The sequence below is a fragment of the Streptomyces sp. NPDC033178 genome (genome assembly GCF_055577685.1).
Window position 1 is genome coordinate 283,469 of record NZ_JBVIPT010000004.1, and the last position, 13,155, is coordinate 296,623.

The 13,155-nt window shown below is 68.3% G+C and carries 11 protein-coding genes and 1 tRNA gene; 6 read left to right on the top strand and 6 right to left on the bottom strand.

Going from position 1 to position 13,155, the window contains the following annotated elements:
* Window positions 1-42: 42 nt before the first annotated feature.
* The 5 genes from ACZ5VQ_RS11980 (at window position 43) to ACZ5VQ_RS12000 (ending at window position 4,118) form a co-directional block, all read left to right on the top strand.
* The gene (locus ACZ5VQ_RS11980; RefSeq protein ID WP_469104764.1) at window positions 43-762 is read left to right on the top strand and encodes a class E sortase; all 720 of its coding nucleotides are present in this window, start codon (window positions 43-45) and stop codon (window positions 760-762) included.
* Between the two features lie 16 nt (window positions 763-778).
* Window positions 779-976 (top strand): hypothetical protein, encoded by a 198-nt coding sequence (locus tag ACZ5VQ_RS11985; RefSeq protein ID WP_186001365.1) that lies wholly within the window; start codon window positions 779-781, stop codon window positions 974-976.
* Entirely contained in the window at window positions 973-1,611 is a 639-nt protein-coding gene (locus tag ACZ5VQ_RS11990) for an aminodeoxychorismate/anthranilate synthase component II (RefSeq protein WP_200397078.1), read from the top strand. Before ACZ5VQ_RS11985 ends, ACZ5VQ_RS11990 begins: the two co-directional genes overlap by 4 nt.
* Window positions 1,612-2,183: 572 nt before the next feature.
* Window positions 2,184-3,242, top strand: coding sequence for a class E sortase (locus ACZ5VQ_RS11995; RefSeq protein WP_469105010.1), 1,059 nt, complete (start codon window positions 2,184-2,186; stop codon window positions 3,240-3,242).
* Between the two features lie 135 nt (window positions 3,243-3,377).
* Window positions 3,378-4,118, top strand: a complete 741-nt coding sequence (locus tag ACZ5VQ_RS12000) for a class E sortase (RefSeq protein WP_362071381.1) — start codon at window positions 3,378-3,380, stop codon at window positions 4,116-4,118.
* Between the two features lie 211 nt (window positions 4,119-4,329).
* Here the strand turns inward: ACZ5VQ_RS12000 and pknB are convergent, their stop codons facing one another.
* The 6 genes from pknB to ACZ5VQ_RS12030 all read right to left on the bottom strand — a co-directional run bounded on the left by pknB (window position 4,330) and on the right by ACZ5VQ_RS12030 (window position 12,518).
* A complete protein-coding gene (pknB, locus tag ACZ5VQ_RS12005; RefSeq protein WP_469104765.1) occupies window positions 4,330-6,342 on the bottom strand; it encodes a Stk1 family PASTA domain-containing Ser/Thr kinase in 2,013 nt (670 codons plus the stop codon).
* Between the two features lie 169 nt (window positions 6,343-6,511).
* Window positions 6,512-8,002, bottom strand: coding sequence for a peptidoglycan D,D-transpeptidase FtsI family protein (locus tag ACZ5VQ_RS12010; RefSeq protein WP_469104766.1), 1,491 nt, complete (start codon window positions 8,000-8,002; stop codon window positions 6,512-6,514).
* The gene (locus ACZ5VQ_RS12015) at window positions 7,999-9,438 is read right to left on the bottom strand and encodes an FtsW/RodA/SpoVE family cell cycle protein (protein ID WP_359715272.1); all 1,440 of its coding nucleotides are present in this window, start codon (window positions 9,436-9,438) and stop codon (window positions 7,999-8,001) included. Before ACZ5VQ_RS12015 ends, ACZ5VQ_RS12010 begins: the two co-directional genes overlap by 4 nt.
* A 26-nt stretch (window positions 9,439-9,464) precedes the next feature.
* Entirely contained in the window at window positions 9,465-11,039 is a 1,575-nt protein-coding gene (locus tag ACZ5VQ_RS12020; RefSeq protein WP_469105011.1) for a Stp1/IreP family PP2C-type Ser/Thr phosphatase, read from the bottom strand.
* A gap of 98 nt (window positions 11,040-11,137) precedes the next feature.
* Window positions 11,138-11,662, bottom strand: coding sequence for an FHA domain-containing protein FhaB/FipA (locus ACZ5VQ_RS12025; RefSeq protein WP_055613061.1), 525 nt, complete (start codon window positions 11,660-11,662; stop codon window positions 11,138-11,140).
* Window positions 11,663-11,672: 10 nt separating this feature from the next.
* Window positions 11,673-12,518 carry an FhaA domain-containing protein gene (locus tag ACZ5VQ_RS12030; protein ID WP_190230799.1) on the bottom strand — a complete coding sequence of 282 codons (846 nt, stop codon included), beginning with the start codon at window positions 12,516-12,518 and terminating at the stop codon, window positions 11,673-11,675.
* A 513-nt stretch (window positions 12,519-13,031) separates the two neighbouring features.
* On the opposite strand from ACZ5VQ_RS12030, the gene ACZ5VQ_RS12035 reads away from it, so the two are divergent.
* A tRNA-Leu gene (locus tag ACZ5VQ_RS12035) sits at window positions 13,032-13,118 on the top strand.
* Window positions 13,119-13,155 lie beyond the last annotated feature (37 nt).

Below are 13,155 nucleotides of genomic sequence, written 5' to 3' on the forward strand. Positions count from 1 at the left end.
CATGGAGTAGTGGAGCCGCTGCCGCTGGGGGACCTTGTGTCGGTGCGAGTGGTCGTCAGGACGTTCAGCGAGCTGTGCATCACCGTCGGCACCGTGATCGTGCTCTTCGTGGTGTACGTGCTGTTCTGGACGGGTGTGAAGGCCGACACCGCGATGGACGACCAGATCGCTCAGCTCCAGGAGCAGTGGTCGAAGGGATCCGTGGCAGCCGGGCCCGAGGAGCCGAGGTCCACGGCGACGGGCGCTCCCGGCACCAGCACCGGAACGAGCCCCGAGGAGCCGACGCCGTACAGGGACGGCAAGCCCTTCGCTGTGATGTACATCCCGCGGCTTGGTTTCACGTGGAACAAGCCCGTGCTCGAAGGCACGAGGACGAACACCCTCAAGAAGGGTCTCGGCCACTACGCGAGCACCGCACAGCTCGGACAGCCGGGGAACTTCGCCGTCGCCGGCCACCGGCGCACGTACGGGGACCCGTTCAAGGATTTCCCCAGGCTGCGGCCGGGTGACTCGGTGGTGCTGACCGACGGGACGACCTGGTTCACGTATCGCATCGACACAAAGCCCTACAAAACATTGCCCAGTGACATAGCGGTCATTGACCCCGTACCGAAGAAGTCGGGGTACACGCGTGCGGGCCGCTATCTGACGCTGACGACCTGTGAGCCGGAATGGGGCCACAGCCACCGGCTGATCGTCTGGGCACATCTTGACTCGACCCAGCCTGTAGAGGCTGGGAAACCGGAGGCCCTACGCCGTTAGTCTGGTCTGGTACGGCGTGAGTCTGGTGCCGTGGCGCGACGGAAGGGACGGCATGTACGGCTTTATCTGGCGGCATCTGCCGGGGAACACGTGGATCAAGGCACTGATCTCCCTGGTGCTGGTCCTCGCGGCGGTCTACGTGCTCTTCCAGTACGTCTTCCCGTGGGCCGAACCGCTGCTGCCCTTCAACGATGTGACGGTGGACAACCAGTGAGCGCGCGGATTCTCGTCGTCGACAACTACGACAGCTTCGTCTTCAACCTGGTCCAGTACCTGTACCAGCTGGGCGCCCAGTGCGAGGTCCTGCGCAACGACGAGGTGTCGGCGCTGCACGCACAGGACGGCTTCGACGGCGTACTGCTGTCGCCCGGCCCCGGCACGCCCGAAGAGGCCGGCGTCTGCGTCGACATGGTCCGGCACTGCGCCGAGACCGGCATCCCCGTCTTCGGCGTCTGCCTCGGGATGCAGTCGATGCAGGTGGCGTACGGCGGCGTGGTGGACCGCGCGCCCGAGCTGCTGCACGGCAAGACCTCGCTCGTCGAGCACGAGGGCAGGGGGGTGTTCGCGGGGCTTCCGTCGCCCTTCACCGCCACCCGCTACCACTCGCTGGCCGCCGAGCCGAAGACCGTCCCTGTCGAGCTGGAGGTCACGGCCCGTACGCACGACGGAATCATCATGGGGCTCAGGCACCGTGAACTCCTGGTCGAGGGTGTGCAGTTCCACCCCGAGTCCGTGCTGACCGAGCACGGTCACCGCATGCTGGCCAACTGGCTGGTGGAGTGCGGGGACCAGGGAGCCGTCGCCAGATCGGTCGGGCTCGCCCCGGTGGTGGGCAGGGCCACGGCGTGACCGCCCTGCGCCCCGAGCGCGACAGTGCCGCCCCGTACGGCGAGGACGCCGTGTACGGGGGCGCTGAGGCGTTCGAGGCGCCGGGTGCCTTCGAGGGGGCGGCGGCCTTCGACCCGTCCCGCGACTTCGGGGCACCGAATGCCGATGCCCGGCCGAGCGGTGCGATGCGGGCCGCCGTCGACGGGCTCGCCGACCCGCTCAGCGACCCTCTGCCGGGCCAGCGGCCTCCCGCGGCGCCCGAGCAGGAGTGGTACGACCCCCAGGGGTATCCGCGGGACTGGAGCGCCGGGCAGACCGCCTCCTCGTACGCGGAGCCGGTACGCAGCGGGCACGCGGACCCCACGCACGCCTACGCCGAACCGCGGCAGCCGTCGTCGTATGCCGGGCCGCAGCAACAGCCGCAACAGCCGCAGCAGCCGTACGAGCCCCAGAGGTCGTACGAGCCGCCGCAGCGCCCGTACGGGGAGGAGCAGCGACCCTCTTATGGAGGGGCGCCGCAGACTTCGTACGAAGGGACATACGCCCAGCCCGACCCGCTGAGTCCGACGAGCCCTCTGAGCTCCACAGGCCCGATGGGCGCTGCAGGCTCCCTGAGCTCGACGGGCCCGATGAGCCCGGTGAGCTCTCCGGCTCCGGCGTACTCCGCTCCGTACGAGCAGCAGCCCCTCGTCGACGACGAGACGGTCGGGCTGCGCATAGCCGATGTCGTCGAGTCCATACCGGGGACTCCGACGCGTGCGGACGGGCCCGCTGGGCGCGCCGTACCGCCCACAGGGGCCGCAGGCGGCGTGGGAGCCCCGGGTGGCGGTCGTGCGGCCCGTCGCAAGGCCTCCAGGAGCCATGGGCGGCATGGTGGGGCCGGTGGGGCACACGAGGGGCAGGAGGCCCAGGAGAGCCGGGCGGCGGCCGGGGCGCCTCTCTCCCGCATGGAGGCGCGGCGTGCGGCGCGGGCGAGGAAGCCGGGCGCGGCCGTGATGGCCAGCCGGGCGATCGGCGAGGTGTTCATCACCACCGGTGTACTGATGCTGCTGTTCGTGACGTACCAGCTGTGGTGGACGAACGTCCGGGCGCACGCGCAGGCGGGCAACGAGGCGAGCAGCCTCCAGGACGACTGGGCCAACGGCAAGCGCAACCCGGGGGCGTTCGAGCCGGGCCAGGGCTTCGCCCTCCTGCACATCCCGAAGCTCGATGTGGTCGTGCCGATAGCGGAGGGCACCGACAAGAAGCGGGTGCTGGACCGCGGCATGGTCGGCCACTATGCCGAGGAGGGCGTGAAGACGGCGATGCCGGACGCCAAGACGGGCAACTTCGGTCTTGCCGGGCATCGCAACACCCATGGCGAACCGTTCCGGTACATCAACCGCCTGAAGCCGGGCGACCCGATCGTCGTGGAGACGCAGGACAAGTACTTCGTGTACAAGATGGCGTCGATCCTGCCGGTGACGTCGCCGAGCAACACGGCCGTCCTGGACGCGATCCCCAAGGGCGCGGGCTTCACCAAGGCGGGCCGCTACATCACTCTCACCACCTGCACCCCGGAATTCACCAGCAAGTACCGGATGATCGTCTGGGGCACGATGGTCGAGGAACGATCGCGCGACAAGGGCAAACCGGACGCTCTCGTCGACTGAGACACCCGGGCGACCGGCGACCCCACGCTTCACGACCTCCCAAGCCTCACAATGTCCCAAGCTTCATCCCGAGCGTCAGAACATCCGAGCTTCACGACCTTCCAAGATTCCTGAGAGACCAGACGGGGCAACGCAGTGGCAGCGACGACCGACCACGAAGAGCACACGGACGCCCGGGCGTCCTCGCCCGCGCCGCGGCGCCGTGGCGGCGGCCGGATCGCGGCGGCCGTCAGCGTCTTCGGCGAACTCCTCATCACGGCGGGTCTGATCCTCGGCCTGTTCGTCGCCTACTCGCTGTGGTGGACGAACGTCGTGGCGGACCGCGAGGCCGACAAGCAGGGCGACAAGGTGCGCGACCACTGGGCGGAGGACCGCGGCCCGGTCGGTCTGGACACCAAGGACGGCATCGGTTTCCTGCACGTCCCGGCGATGAAGAACGGCGAGGTGCTGGTCAAGAAGGGCACCTCCACGAAGTCCCTCAACAACGGCATCGCCGGCTACTACACCGACCCCGTCAAGTCCGCCCTTCCGCAGGACAAGAAGGGCAACTTCTCACTGGCCGCCCACCGCGACGGCCACGGTGCCAAGTTCCACAACATCGACAAGCTCAAGAAGGGCGACGCGATCGTCTTCGAGACCAAGGACGACTGGTACGTCTACAAGGTCTACGCGACCCTTCCCGAGACGTCGAAGTTCAACGTCAAGGTCCTCGCGCCCGTCCCCAAGGAATCGGGCAGGCAGAAGGCCGGCCGCTACATCACACTCACGACCTGCACGCCCGTCTACACGTCCCGCTACCGGTACGTCGTGTGGGGCGAACTGGACCGCGTGGAGAAGGTCAACGACGAGCGGACCCCGCCGCCGGAGCTGCGCTGAGCGCTCCTCGGGATGCGCGGTGATGACCCGCGAGCCCTGTCAGCTGGTCGCACCCGCGGCAGAGCCGCACATCGCTACAGCCCCGCGCCGCTGACGGGCGCGATCCCGCACCGAACCTCGCAGGGACCATGCAATGGGGGCCTGTACTGCTCGACCGAGCAGTACAGGCCCCCATTCGCGTCGACCAGCGATCCGCGTCCGGCCGTCCGGGTCAGTCCTCCTCGCGGAAGGCCGCTCCGTTGGCGCCTGAGATGAGGCCGCCGTTGCCGTTGCCGCCGTTGTTCTGCTGCCCGGCGTCGATCGTTCCGAGGTTGACCCTGTCCCCGGCCTTCACCTGCTGGCCCTCCTGCGGGTTGCTGGCGAGGACGATGGAGTTGTCGTCCTGCGACCCCTGGACGTTGCCGAGCTGAAGGTTGTTCTGTGCGAGAACCTGCTTGGCCTGGGCGAGGGTCATCTGGGTCACCTTCGGCATGGCGAACTCCTCTTCCTCCGCCGCCTTGCCGATCTGGATGGTCACCGTGGAGCCCGGGTCGGCCGGGGAGTTGGCCGTGGGCGATGTGGCGACGACCTTGCCGACGAGGTTGTCGTCGTCGGTCTCCACGTCGGTGCAGTTGCCCGTGAGGTCGTTCTGCTCCATCCGCGCCTTGGCGTCGTCACAGCTCAGGCCGCTGACGTCCGGAACGGTGGACTGTTCCTTCTCCTTGGCGACGGTGAGGGTGATCGTGGAGCCCTTCTCCACCTCGTCGCCCGCCGTCGGGTCCTGTTCGAGGACCGTTCCGGGCGTCTCGCTGGACTCCTTGGACTCCGTCTTGACCGTGAAGCCGTACTTGTCGTCCTCGAGCTTTTCCGTGGCCTCGTCGACCGGGTCGTCGATGACGTTCGGTACCGCGACCTTCGGCGCCCCCGTCGACACGGTCAGCGTGATCGTGTCGCCCTTCTTGACCTGGGTCTCCGCCCTCGGAGTCTGGGCGCAGACACTGTTCTTCGGGGTGTCCTCGCAGGGCTTGGAGTCGATCTTCAGCTCCAGCTCGCGGTTGGTCGCCAACTTCTCGGCCTCGGACTGGGTCTTGTTCACGAAGTTCGGCGCCGGGAACGCTTCGTCGCCTGCCCCGCCCTGTCCGGTGAACGCCCACTTGCCGATGAGGATCGCGCCGACCAGCACGAGCAGACCCGCGACGACCAGCAGGATCGTCGAGGTGTTGTTCTTCTTCTGCTGGCGTCGGCGCCCGGCACGGTCGTCGTAGCCGAAGCCGCCGTCGTCCGGATTCATCGGGGGCAGCATCGACGTGGCCTGCGCGTCAGTGGAGCGCAGAGCGGTGGTGGGCCGGTCGTCCGGGTAGCCGCCGTAGCCCACGGAGCCCATGGCCGCCGTGGCCGCGACGGGCTGGCCGTCGAGGCAGGCCTCGATGTCGACGCGCATCTCGTCGGCGGACTGGTAGCGGTAGTCCGGGTCCTTGGTGAGCGCCTTCAGGACGATGGCGTCCATCTCGGGCGTGATCTCGGGGTCGAAGACGCTGGGCGCCTGCGGCTCCTCGCGCACGTGCTGGTACGCGACCGCGACCGGGGAGTCCCCGATGAACGGGGGGCGGACCGTCAGGAGCTCGTACAGCAGACAGCCCGCGGAGTACAGGTCGGAGCGGGCGTCGACCTGCTCGCCCTTCGCCTGCTCCGGGGACAGGTACTGCGCGGTTCCTATGACCGCCGAGGTCTGCGTCATCGTCATGCCGGAGTCGCCCATGGCGCGGGCGATGCCGAAGTCCATGACCTTGACCTGGCCGTTGCGCGTCAGCATGACGTTCGCCGGCTTGATGTCGCGGTGGACGATTCCGTTGCGGTGCGAGTACTCGAGCGCCTGGAGGATGCCGATGGTCATCTCCATGGCGCGCTCGGGCAGCAGCTTGCGCCCGGAGTGCAGCAGCTCTCTCAGCGTGGACCCGTCGACGTACTCCATCACGATGTACGGGATGGAGATGCCCTCGATGTAGTCCTCACCCGTGTCGTACACGGCGACGATCGCGGGATGGTTGAGCGAGGCGGCCGACTGGGCCTCCCGGCGGAACCGGGCCTGGAATGACGGATCGCGCGCGAGGTCCGCTCGCAGCGTCTTCACCGCCACCGTGCGGCCGAGCCGGGTGTCATGGGCGAGGTGTACCTCCGCCATGCCACCACGGCCGAGCACGTGGCCCAGCTCGTACCGGCCGCCGAGGCGACGCGGCTCTTCCATAGCTACCTACCAGCCCTCTCCGACGGTCCTGACCACACCACGTGTGGTCCGGCGGTGTGCTGTCCGGGCATACCGTACCCGGCTCGCCTTGACTGACCTGGCCACAACCGTCACCCGATACAGGACCGGTATCGCAACGTGCACCGATGTGAAGGGGACGTGAGCGGGGTCACTTCTTGCTGTCGATGACTGCCTTCATCACGTCCTTCGCAATCGGTGCCGCGAGACCGCCGCCGGAGATGTCGTCACGGTTGGCACTCTCGTCCTCGACGACCACGGCGACGGCGACCGGGGAGCTGCCGTCGTCGAGCTTCGCGTACGAGATGAACCAGGCGTACGGGTTCTCGCTGTTGTCGACACCACGCTGGGCGGTACCGGTCTTGCCGCCGACGGTGACGCCGTCATCGTTGATCTGGCCCTTGGTGCCGGTGCCCTCCTTGACGACCGTCTCCATCATCGACTGAAGGATCTGGGCGTTCTTCTCGGAGAGCGGCTCGCTCATCTCGGAGGGCTCGGTCTGCTCGATGACGTCGAGGCTCGGCGCCTGGAGCTTGTCGACCATGTACGGCTTCATGAGCGTGCCGTCGTTGGCGATGGCCGAGGCCACCATGGCCATCTGCAGCGGCGTCGTGGCCGTCTCGAACTGGCCGATCGAGCTGAGCGCGGTCTGCGGCCTGTCCATCTTCTCTGGGAAGTTGGAGGCGCTGGAGCGGATCGGGATGAACTGCTCCTCGTTGAAGCCGAACTTCTTGGCCGTCTCCAGCATGTCCTCCTTGCCGACGTCGACGCCCAGCTTGCCGAAGACGGTGTTGCAGGAGACGCGCAGCGCCTCGCGCAGCGTCGCGTTCTTGCAGGGGATGTTCCCCTCGTTCTTCAGCTCGGTGGTGCTGTCCGGCAGGGTGTACGGCAGTGGCGAGTCGGTCTTCTCGTCGGCGCTGTCGACGATGCCGTGCTCCAGCGCCGCCGCGGCCGTGACCACCTTGAAGGTCGACCCGGGCGGGTAGATCTCGCGCAGCGCCCGGTTCTGCATCGGGTCGTCGGGGTTGTTCTTCTTCTGGAGCTTGTTCCAGGCCTCGCCGTCGACCTTGGTGGAGTTCCCGGCGAACGTCGAGGGGTCGTACGAGGGGGTGGAGGCCAGGGCCAGGATCGCGCCGGTCTCCGGGTCGATCGCGGCGACGGCACCCTTGCCCTGCTTCAGCAGACCCTTGTACGCGGCCTTCTGCGCGGCGGCGTTGAGCGTGGTGACGACGTTGCCGCCCTCCTGCTTCTTGCCGGTGATCATGTCGAGGGTGCGGCGGAAGAAGAGCCGGTCGTCGTTGCCGGTGAGGATGCCGTCCTCGATGCTCTCCAGCTGCGTGGCGCCGAACGCCTGCGAGGCGTAGCCCGTGACGGGGGCCCACATCGCGCCGTCCTTGTAGGTGCGCTTGTACTCGAAGTCGTTGAAGTCGTCGCCGCTCGTCTTCGTGGACCCGGTGATCGGGTTGCCGTCGACGATGATGTCGCCGCGCGGTGTGGCATAGCGCGCTATGGCGACGCGGCGGTTCTTCGTGTCCTTCTTCAGCGTGTCGGCCTGGACGTACTGGATCCAGTTGTCGCGGATGAGCAGCGCGAGGACGAGGAGCCCGCAGAAGATCGCGATCCGGCGCAGGGGCTTGTTCACGGTCGGACCACCTGGGTCATCTCGGCGTCGGGGTTGGGCGCGGGGGCCGGCGCGGGGCGGCGGGCGGTGTCGCTGATTCTGATCAGGATGCCGATGAGGGCCCAGTTGGCGATGACGGAGGAACCGCCGTACGCCAGGAAGGGCATCGTCATACCGGTCAGCGGGATCAGGCCCATGACGCCGCCGGCGACGACGAAGACCTGAAGGGCGAAGGCGCCGGACAGGCCGACGGCGAGGAGCTTGCCGAACGGGTCGCGGGCCGCGAGCGCCGTACGGACACCGCGCTCCACGATCAGGCCGTACATCAGCAGGATCGCCATCACGCCGGCCAGGCCCAGCTCCTCGCCGAAGGTGGCGAGGATGAAGTCGGAGTTGGCGGCGAAGCCGATGAGGTCGGAGTTGCCCTGGCCGAGTCCGGTGCCGAGGGTGCCACCGGAGCCGAAGGCCCACAGGGCCTGCATCGACTGCTCGGTGTGGCCCAGGACGCCTTCCTGGCTCAGCTCGTACTCGCGCATCGGGTCGAGCCAGGCCTGGACGCGCTGCTGGACGTGCGACTCGAAGGAGGCGACACCGACGGCGCCGGCCGCGGACATCAGCAGACCGAACACGATCCAGCTGGTCCGCTCGGTGGCGACGTACAGCATGATCACGAACATGCCGAAGAACAGCAGCGAGGTACCGAGGTCGGTCTCGAAGATCAGGATCAGGATGGAGAGCGCCCAGATGACGACGATCGGGCCGAGGTCCCGCCCGCGCGGCAGGTAGAGCCCCATGAAGCGGCGGCTGGCCAGGGCCAGGGCGTCGCGTTTCACCATGAGATAGCCGGCGAAGAAGACCGCCAGGGCGATTTTCGCGAACTCACCGGGCTGGATGGTGCCGAGGCCGGGAATCTTGATCCAGATCCTCGCGCCGAAGACGTTCACGCCGAGGCCGGGGACAAGCGGGAGGAGCAGCAGGATCACTGCGGCGACCATGGAGATGTAGGTGTAGCGCTGCAGGACGCGGTGGTCCTTGAGGAAGATCAGCACGACCACGAACAGGGCGACGCCCAGCGCGGAGTTCAGCAGCTGGCGGGGGGCCGCCTCGAAGAAGTTGTCGCTCTGCTGCAGTCGTTGCGACTGGTCCAGGCGCCAGACCACCACCAGCCCGATGCCGTTGAGCAGCGTGGCCAGCGGCAGCAGCAGCGGGTCCGCGTACGGGGCGAACTTCCGCACGACGAGATGGCCGACGCCCGCGAGCAGGCCGAGGCCGAGGCCGTAGCTCAGCAGCCCGGGCGGCACCGAGTCGTTCATGGCCAGACCGACGTTGGCGTATGCGAACACCGGGATGACCACGGCGAACACCAGCAGCGCGAGCTCGGTGTTACGTCGGCTCGGTGCTCCGATCGAGCCGATCGTTGACGTGTGATGCGTCGACGGGTTGGAAGTGCTGCTCATCGTGTGACAGGGCCCCTCACGGCTGCTTACTGCTTACCGCACAGCGAGACCAGCTTCTGCTCTTCGTCGGAGAGGCTGGGGCCGGGTGTGGGAGTGGGTGCGGTCGTGGACTTGGACGGGTCGGGCGATGCTGCACCGGACCCCGACGGGGTCGGCGTAGGTGTCGCCTTGGACGCGGCAGAGGTCCGTGTGGTTCCCGTGACACCGCCGGCCTCGCCCTCACCGGTCTTCGCGTTCTCCTTGCTGTCCGCCTCGCGGCGCTCGGCGTCCTTCTTGCACGCGGACGCCTGGGTGGCCAGCTCCTCGATCTTCGAGCGGGCGTCGGTCAGACCGCCCTCGGCGATCGTGGCCTTGACCTGCTTCTGCTGGTACGGCGGCAGGTACTTGAGTTCGATCTCGGGGTGATCCTTCTCCACCTTCGAGAGCGAGACCCAGGCCAGGTCCTGGCTGATCCCCTGGTACAGCGCGACGTGCTCGTCGTTGGCGCCGACGTAGTACTGAGTCTGCGTCCAGCGGTAGCCGCCGTACAGTCCGCCGCCGATGACACCGAGCGCGAGGGCGATGTAGAGAGATCTCTTCAGCCACTTCCGCCCGGAGCGCGGTTTGACGAAGTCGTCGTCCGAGTAGCCGCCGAAACCGCCGGTGGGTACGTAGCCGGTGGTGTCGCCGCTGCCGGGCGGGCCGAACTCTCCGCCGCCGCCCTGCCCGGGCACCTGCCGGCCGAGGTTGGAGGCGCGGCCGGCGGGCGTCTGCATGGCGCCGTTGTCGTGCAGCTGGTGCTGGTTCTCGGCGACCGCGCCCACGACGACGGGGGTGTCGGAGAGCTGCCCCGCGAGGGTGTCCCCGCCGTCGATGTCGAGGACGTCGGCCACGATGACCGTGATGTTGTCGGGGCCACCGCCGCGCAGCGCGAGCTCGATCAGCTGCTGCACCGTCTCCTGCGGGCCCTGGTAGCTGGCGAGGGTGTCCTCCATCGTCTGATGGGAGACGACCCCGGACAGCCCGTCGGAGCAGATCAGGTACCGGTCGCCGGCGCGGACCTCACGGATGGAGAGGTCCGGCTCGACATGGTCGCCACTGCCCAGCGCGCGCATCAGCAGGGAGCGCTGCGGGTGGGTGGTGGCCTCCTCCTCCGTGATGCGGCCCTCGTCGACGAGGCGCTGCACCCACGTGTGGTCCTGCGTGATCTGCGTCAGCACGCCGTCCCGCAGCAGATACGCGCGGGAGTCACCGACGTGTACGAGGCCGAGCCGCTGCCCGGTCCACAGAAGCGCGGTGAGGGTCGTCCCCATGCCTTCGAGCTGGGGGTCCTCCTCGACCATCATCCTGAGCTGGTCGTTGGCGCGCTGAACGGCCGTCCCGAGCGAGGTGAGGATGTCGGAGCCCGGCACGTCGTCGTCGAGCGCGACGATGGTGGAGATGACCTCGGAGGAGGCCACCTCACCGGCGGCCTGTCCACCCATTCCGTCCGCGATCGCGAGCAGCCGCGGACCGGCGTAGCCGGAGTCCTCGTTGCCCTCGCGGATCATGCCTTTGTGCGATCCGGCGGCGAAGCGCAGTGACAGACTCATGCGCACCTCGCCCGTCGGCTCCGGGTACATCCGCACGGTGCCCACCCTCCGGTCGGGAGCGCGCCGGGGTCCGTCGTGTGGACCGCCGCTGCCCGCTCGCTCCGCTCGCGCTCATTCATGACGTAGCACTACTTCCGCAGCTCGATGACGGTCTTGCCGATGCGGATCGGCGCGCCCAGCGGGATCGGCGTGGGAGTCGTCAGTCGGTTCCGGTCGAGATACGTGCCGTTGGTGGACCCGAGGTCTTCGACGATCCACTGGCCGTCACGGTCCGGGTAGATCCTGGCATGCCTGCTGGACGCGTAGTCGTCGTCCAGCACGATGGTGCTGTCGTGTGCACGTCCCAGGGTGATGGTCTGCCCCTGCAGCGCGACCGTCGTGCCCGTGAGGATGCCCTCGGAGACGACCAGCTTGGTGGGGGCGCCACGGCGCTGACGGCCGCCGCCGCTCGGTGGTGCCGCCTGCTGGCGCTGCTGCGGCGGCGCGGCTTGGCGCGCGGCCTGCTGCGGTCGGTTGGCGTCCCTGCGCGAGCCGCGCTGTGTGACGCGCGTTCCGAACAGGTCGCTGCGGATGACCTGCACGGCCACGATCACGAACAGCCACAGTACGGCCAGGAAACCCAGCCGCATGACCGTGAGGGTCAGCTCTGACATTGCCCCCGCTTCACCCTTCGGCTTGCCGGTAAATGATGGTGGTGCTGCCCACGACGATCCGCGAGCCGTCGCGGAGCGTAGCGCGGGTGGTGTGCTGCCCGTCCACCACGATGCCGTTGGTGGACCCGAGATCCTGGACAGTCGAGGGCGTTCCGGTCCGGATCTCACAGTGCCGGCGCGAGACGCCGGGGTCGTCGATCCGCACGTCGGCTTCGGTGCTGCGGCCCAGCACCAGCGTCGGGCGGGAGATCTGATGGCGGGTGCCGTTGATCTCGATCCAGTGCCGCGTACGTCCACCCGGCTGCGGGGCCGCGGCGGGCCGCTGGCCCGCGGGTGCGGCGCCCGGACGGCCGCCGGGGGGCGGCGCGGCAGGCATGGGGGGAGCGGCCGCGGGCGGGTAGCCGTAGCCACCTGCCTGGCCGCGGGCTGCCGCCGGGGGCGGGCCCGCGGGTGCGCGCTCGGGAGTGGCCTGCTGGTTGGCGGAGGAGGCGAGCGTACGGCTGCGGACCCGGTACAGGCCCGTGTCCAGGTCGTCCGCCTTCTCCAGATGGACCTTGATGGTGCCCATGAAGGTGTAGCGCTGCTGCTTGGCGTAGTCGCGCACCATGCCGGCGAGCTCGTCACCGAGCTGGCCGGAGTAGGGGCTGAGCCGCTCGAAGTCGGGCGTGCTCAGCTCCACGATGAAGTCGTTCGGGACGACGGTCCGGTCGCGGTTCCAGATCGTGGCGTTGTTGTCGCACTCGCGCTGGAGCGCTCCTGCGATCTCCACGGGCTGGACCTCGGACTTGAACACCTTGGCGAAGGTGCCGTTGACCAGACCTTCGAGACGTTGCTCGAACTTCTTCAGGACTCCCATGGGGCACCTCCTCCGTCGTCGTTGCCCTGGTACTGCTTACTGATCGTATCCACGCGCCGGGAAATCGGCTGGTTCCCCCTGTCGGCCCGGTCGACAGAAGTCGACGCCCACTGAAGTCCCCTCCCGAGGTTCCCTCCGAAGCCCCTCTTCGAACTCCCCCCGGGCACTCCGTATGAGAAGGATCGTAGAGGTGGCGCACCCACAGTGTCCCGCACCCGACTGTGGACCCCGGCCCCCTCCTGGGGAGATGGCCTGGACCGGTACGAGGTTGATACGTGAACCGGTTCTCGTTGATACGTGGAGGGTGGGGACGGAGGGATCCGGGGTGCCGTCCGAGGCGGTCCCGCAGGTGATGCGGGGGTGAAGCGGGGCTGATGGCGGGCCGACGCGGAGGTCCGCTGCCCTGCCGCCGGCCCTCGGAAACGGATGTGAATCCACCCCATCCAGCGTGCTAATCTTCTGCATGTCGGCAGGCGCTCACCCACTCGGTGAGAGACGGACGACACACCCAATGCGCGGGTGGCGGAATAGGCAGACGCGCTGGATTCAGGTTCCAGTGCCCGCAAGGGCGTGGGGGTTCAACTCCCCCCTCGCGCACCACAGGAGACCGGGTCTCCACCAGAACGAAAGTTCCGGT

What these genes read in the sequence shown, in the direction of transcription:
- ACZ5VQ_RS11995 (WP_469105010.1), top strand. Translation starts at nt 2,184, where the DNA reads ATGGGCGCTGCAGGCTCCCTGAGCTCGACGGGCCCGATGAGCCCGGTG.
- pknB (WP_469104765.1), bottom strand. Translation starts at nt 6,342, where the DNA reads ATGGAAGAGCCGCGTCGCCTCGGCGGCCGGTACGAGCTGGGCCACGTG.
- ACZ5VQ_RS12015 (WP_359715272.1), bottom strand. Translation starts at nt 9,438, where the DNA reads ATGAGCAGCACTTCCAACCCGTCGACGCATCACACGTCAACGATCGGC.
- ACZ5VQ_RS12020 (WP_469105011.1), bottom strand. Translation starts at nt 11,039, where the DNA reads ATGTACCCGGAGCCGACGGGCGAGGTGCGCATGAGTCTGTCACTGCGC.
- ACZ5VQ_RS12025 (WP_055613061.1), bottom strand. Translation starts at nt 11,662, where the DNA reads ATGTCAGAGCTGACCCTCACGGTCATGCGGCTGGGTTTCCTGGCCGTA.
- ACZ5VQ_RS12030 (WP_190230799.1), bottom strand. Translation starts at nt 12,518, where the DNA reads ATGGGAGTCCTGAAGAAGTTCGAGCAACGTCTCGAAGGTCTGGTCAAC.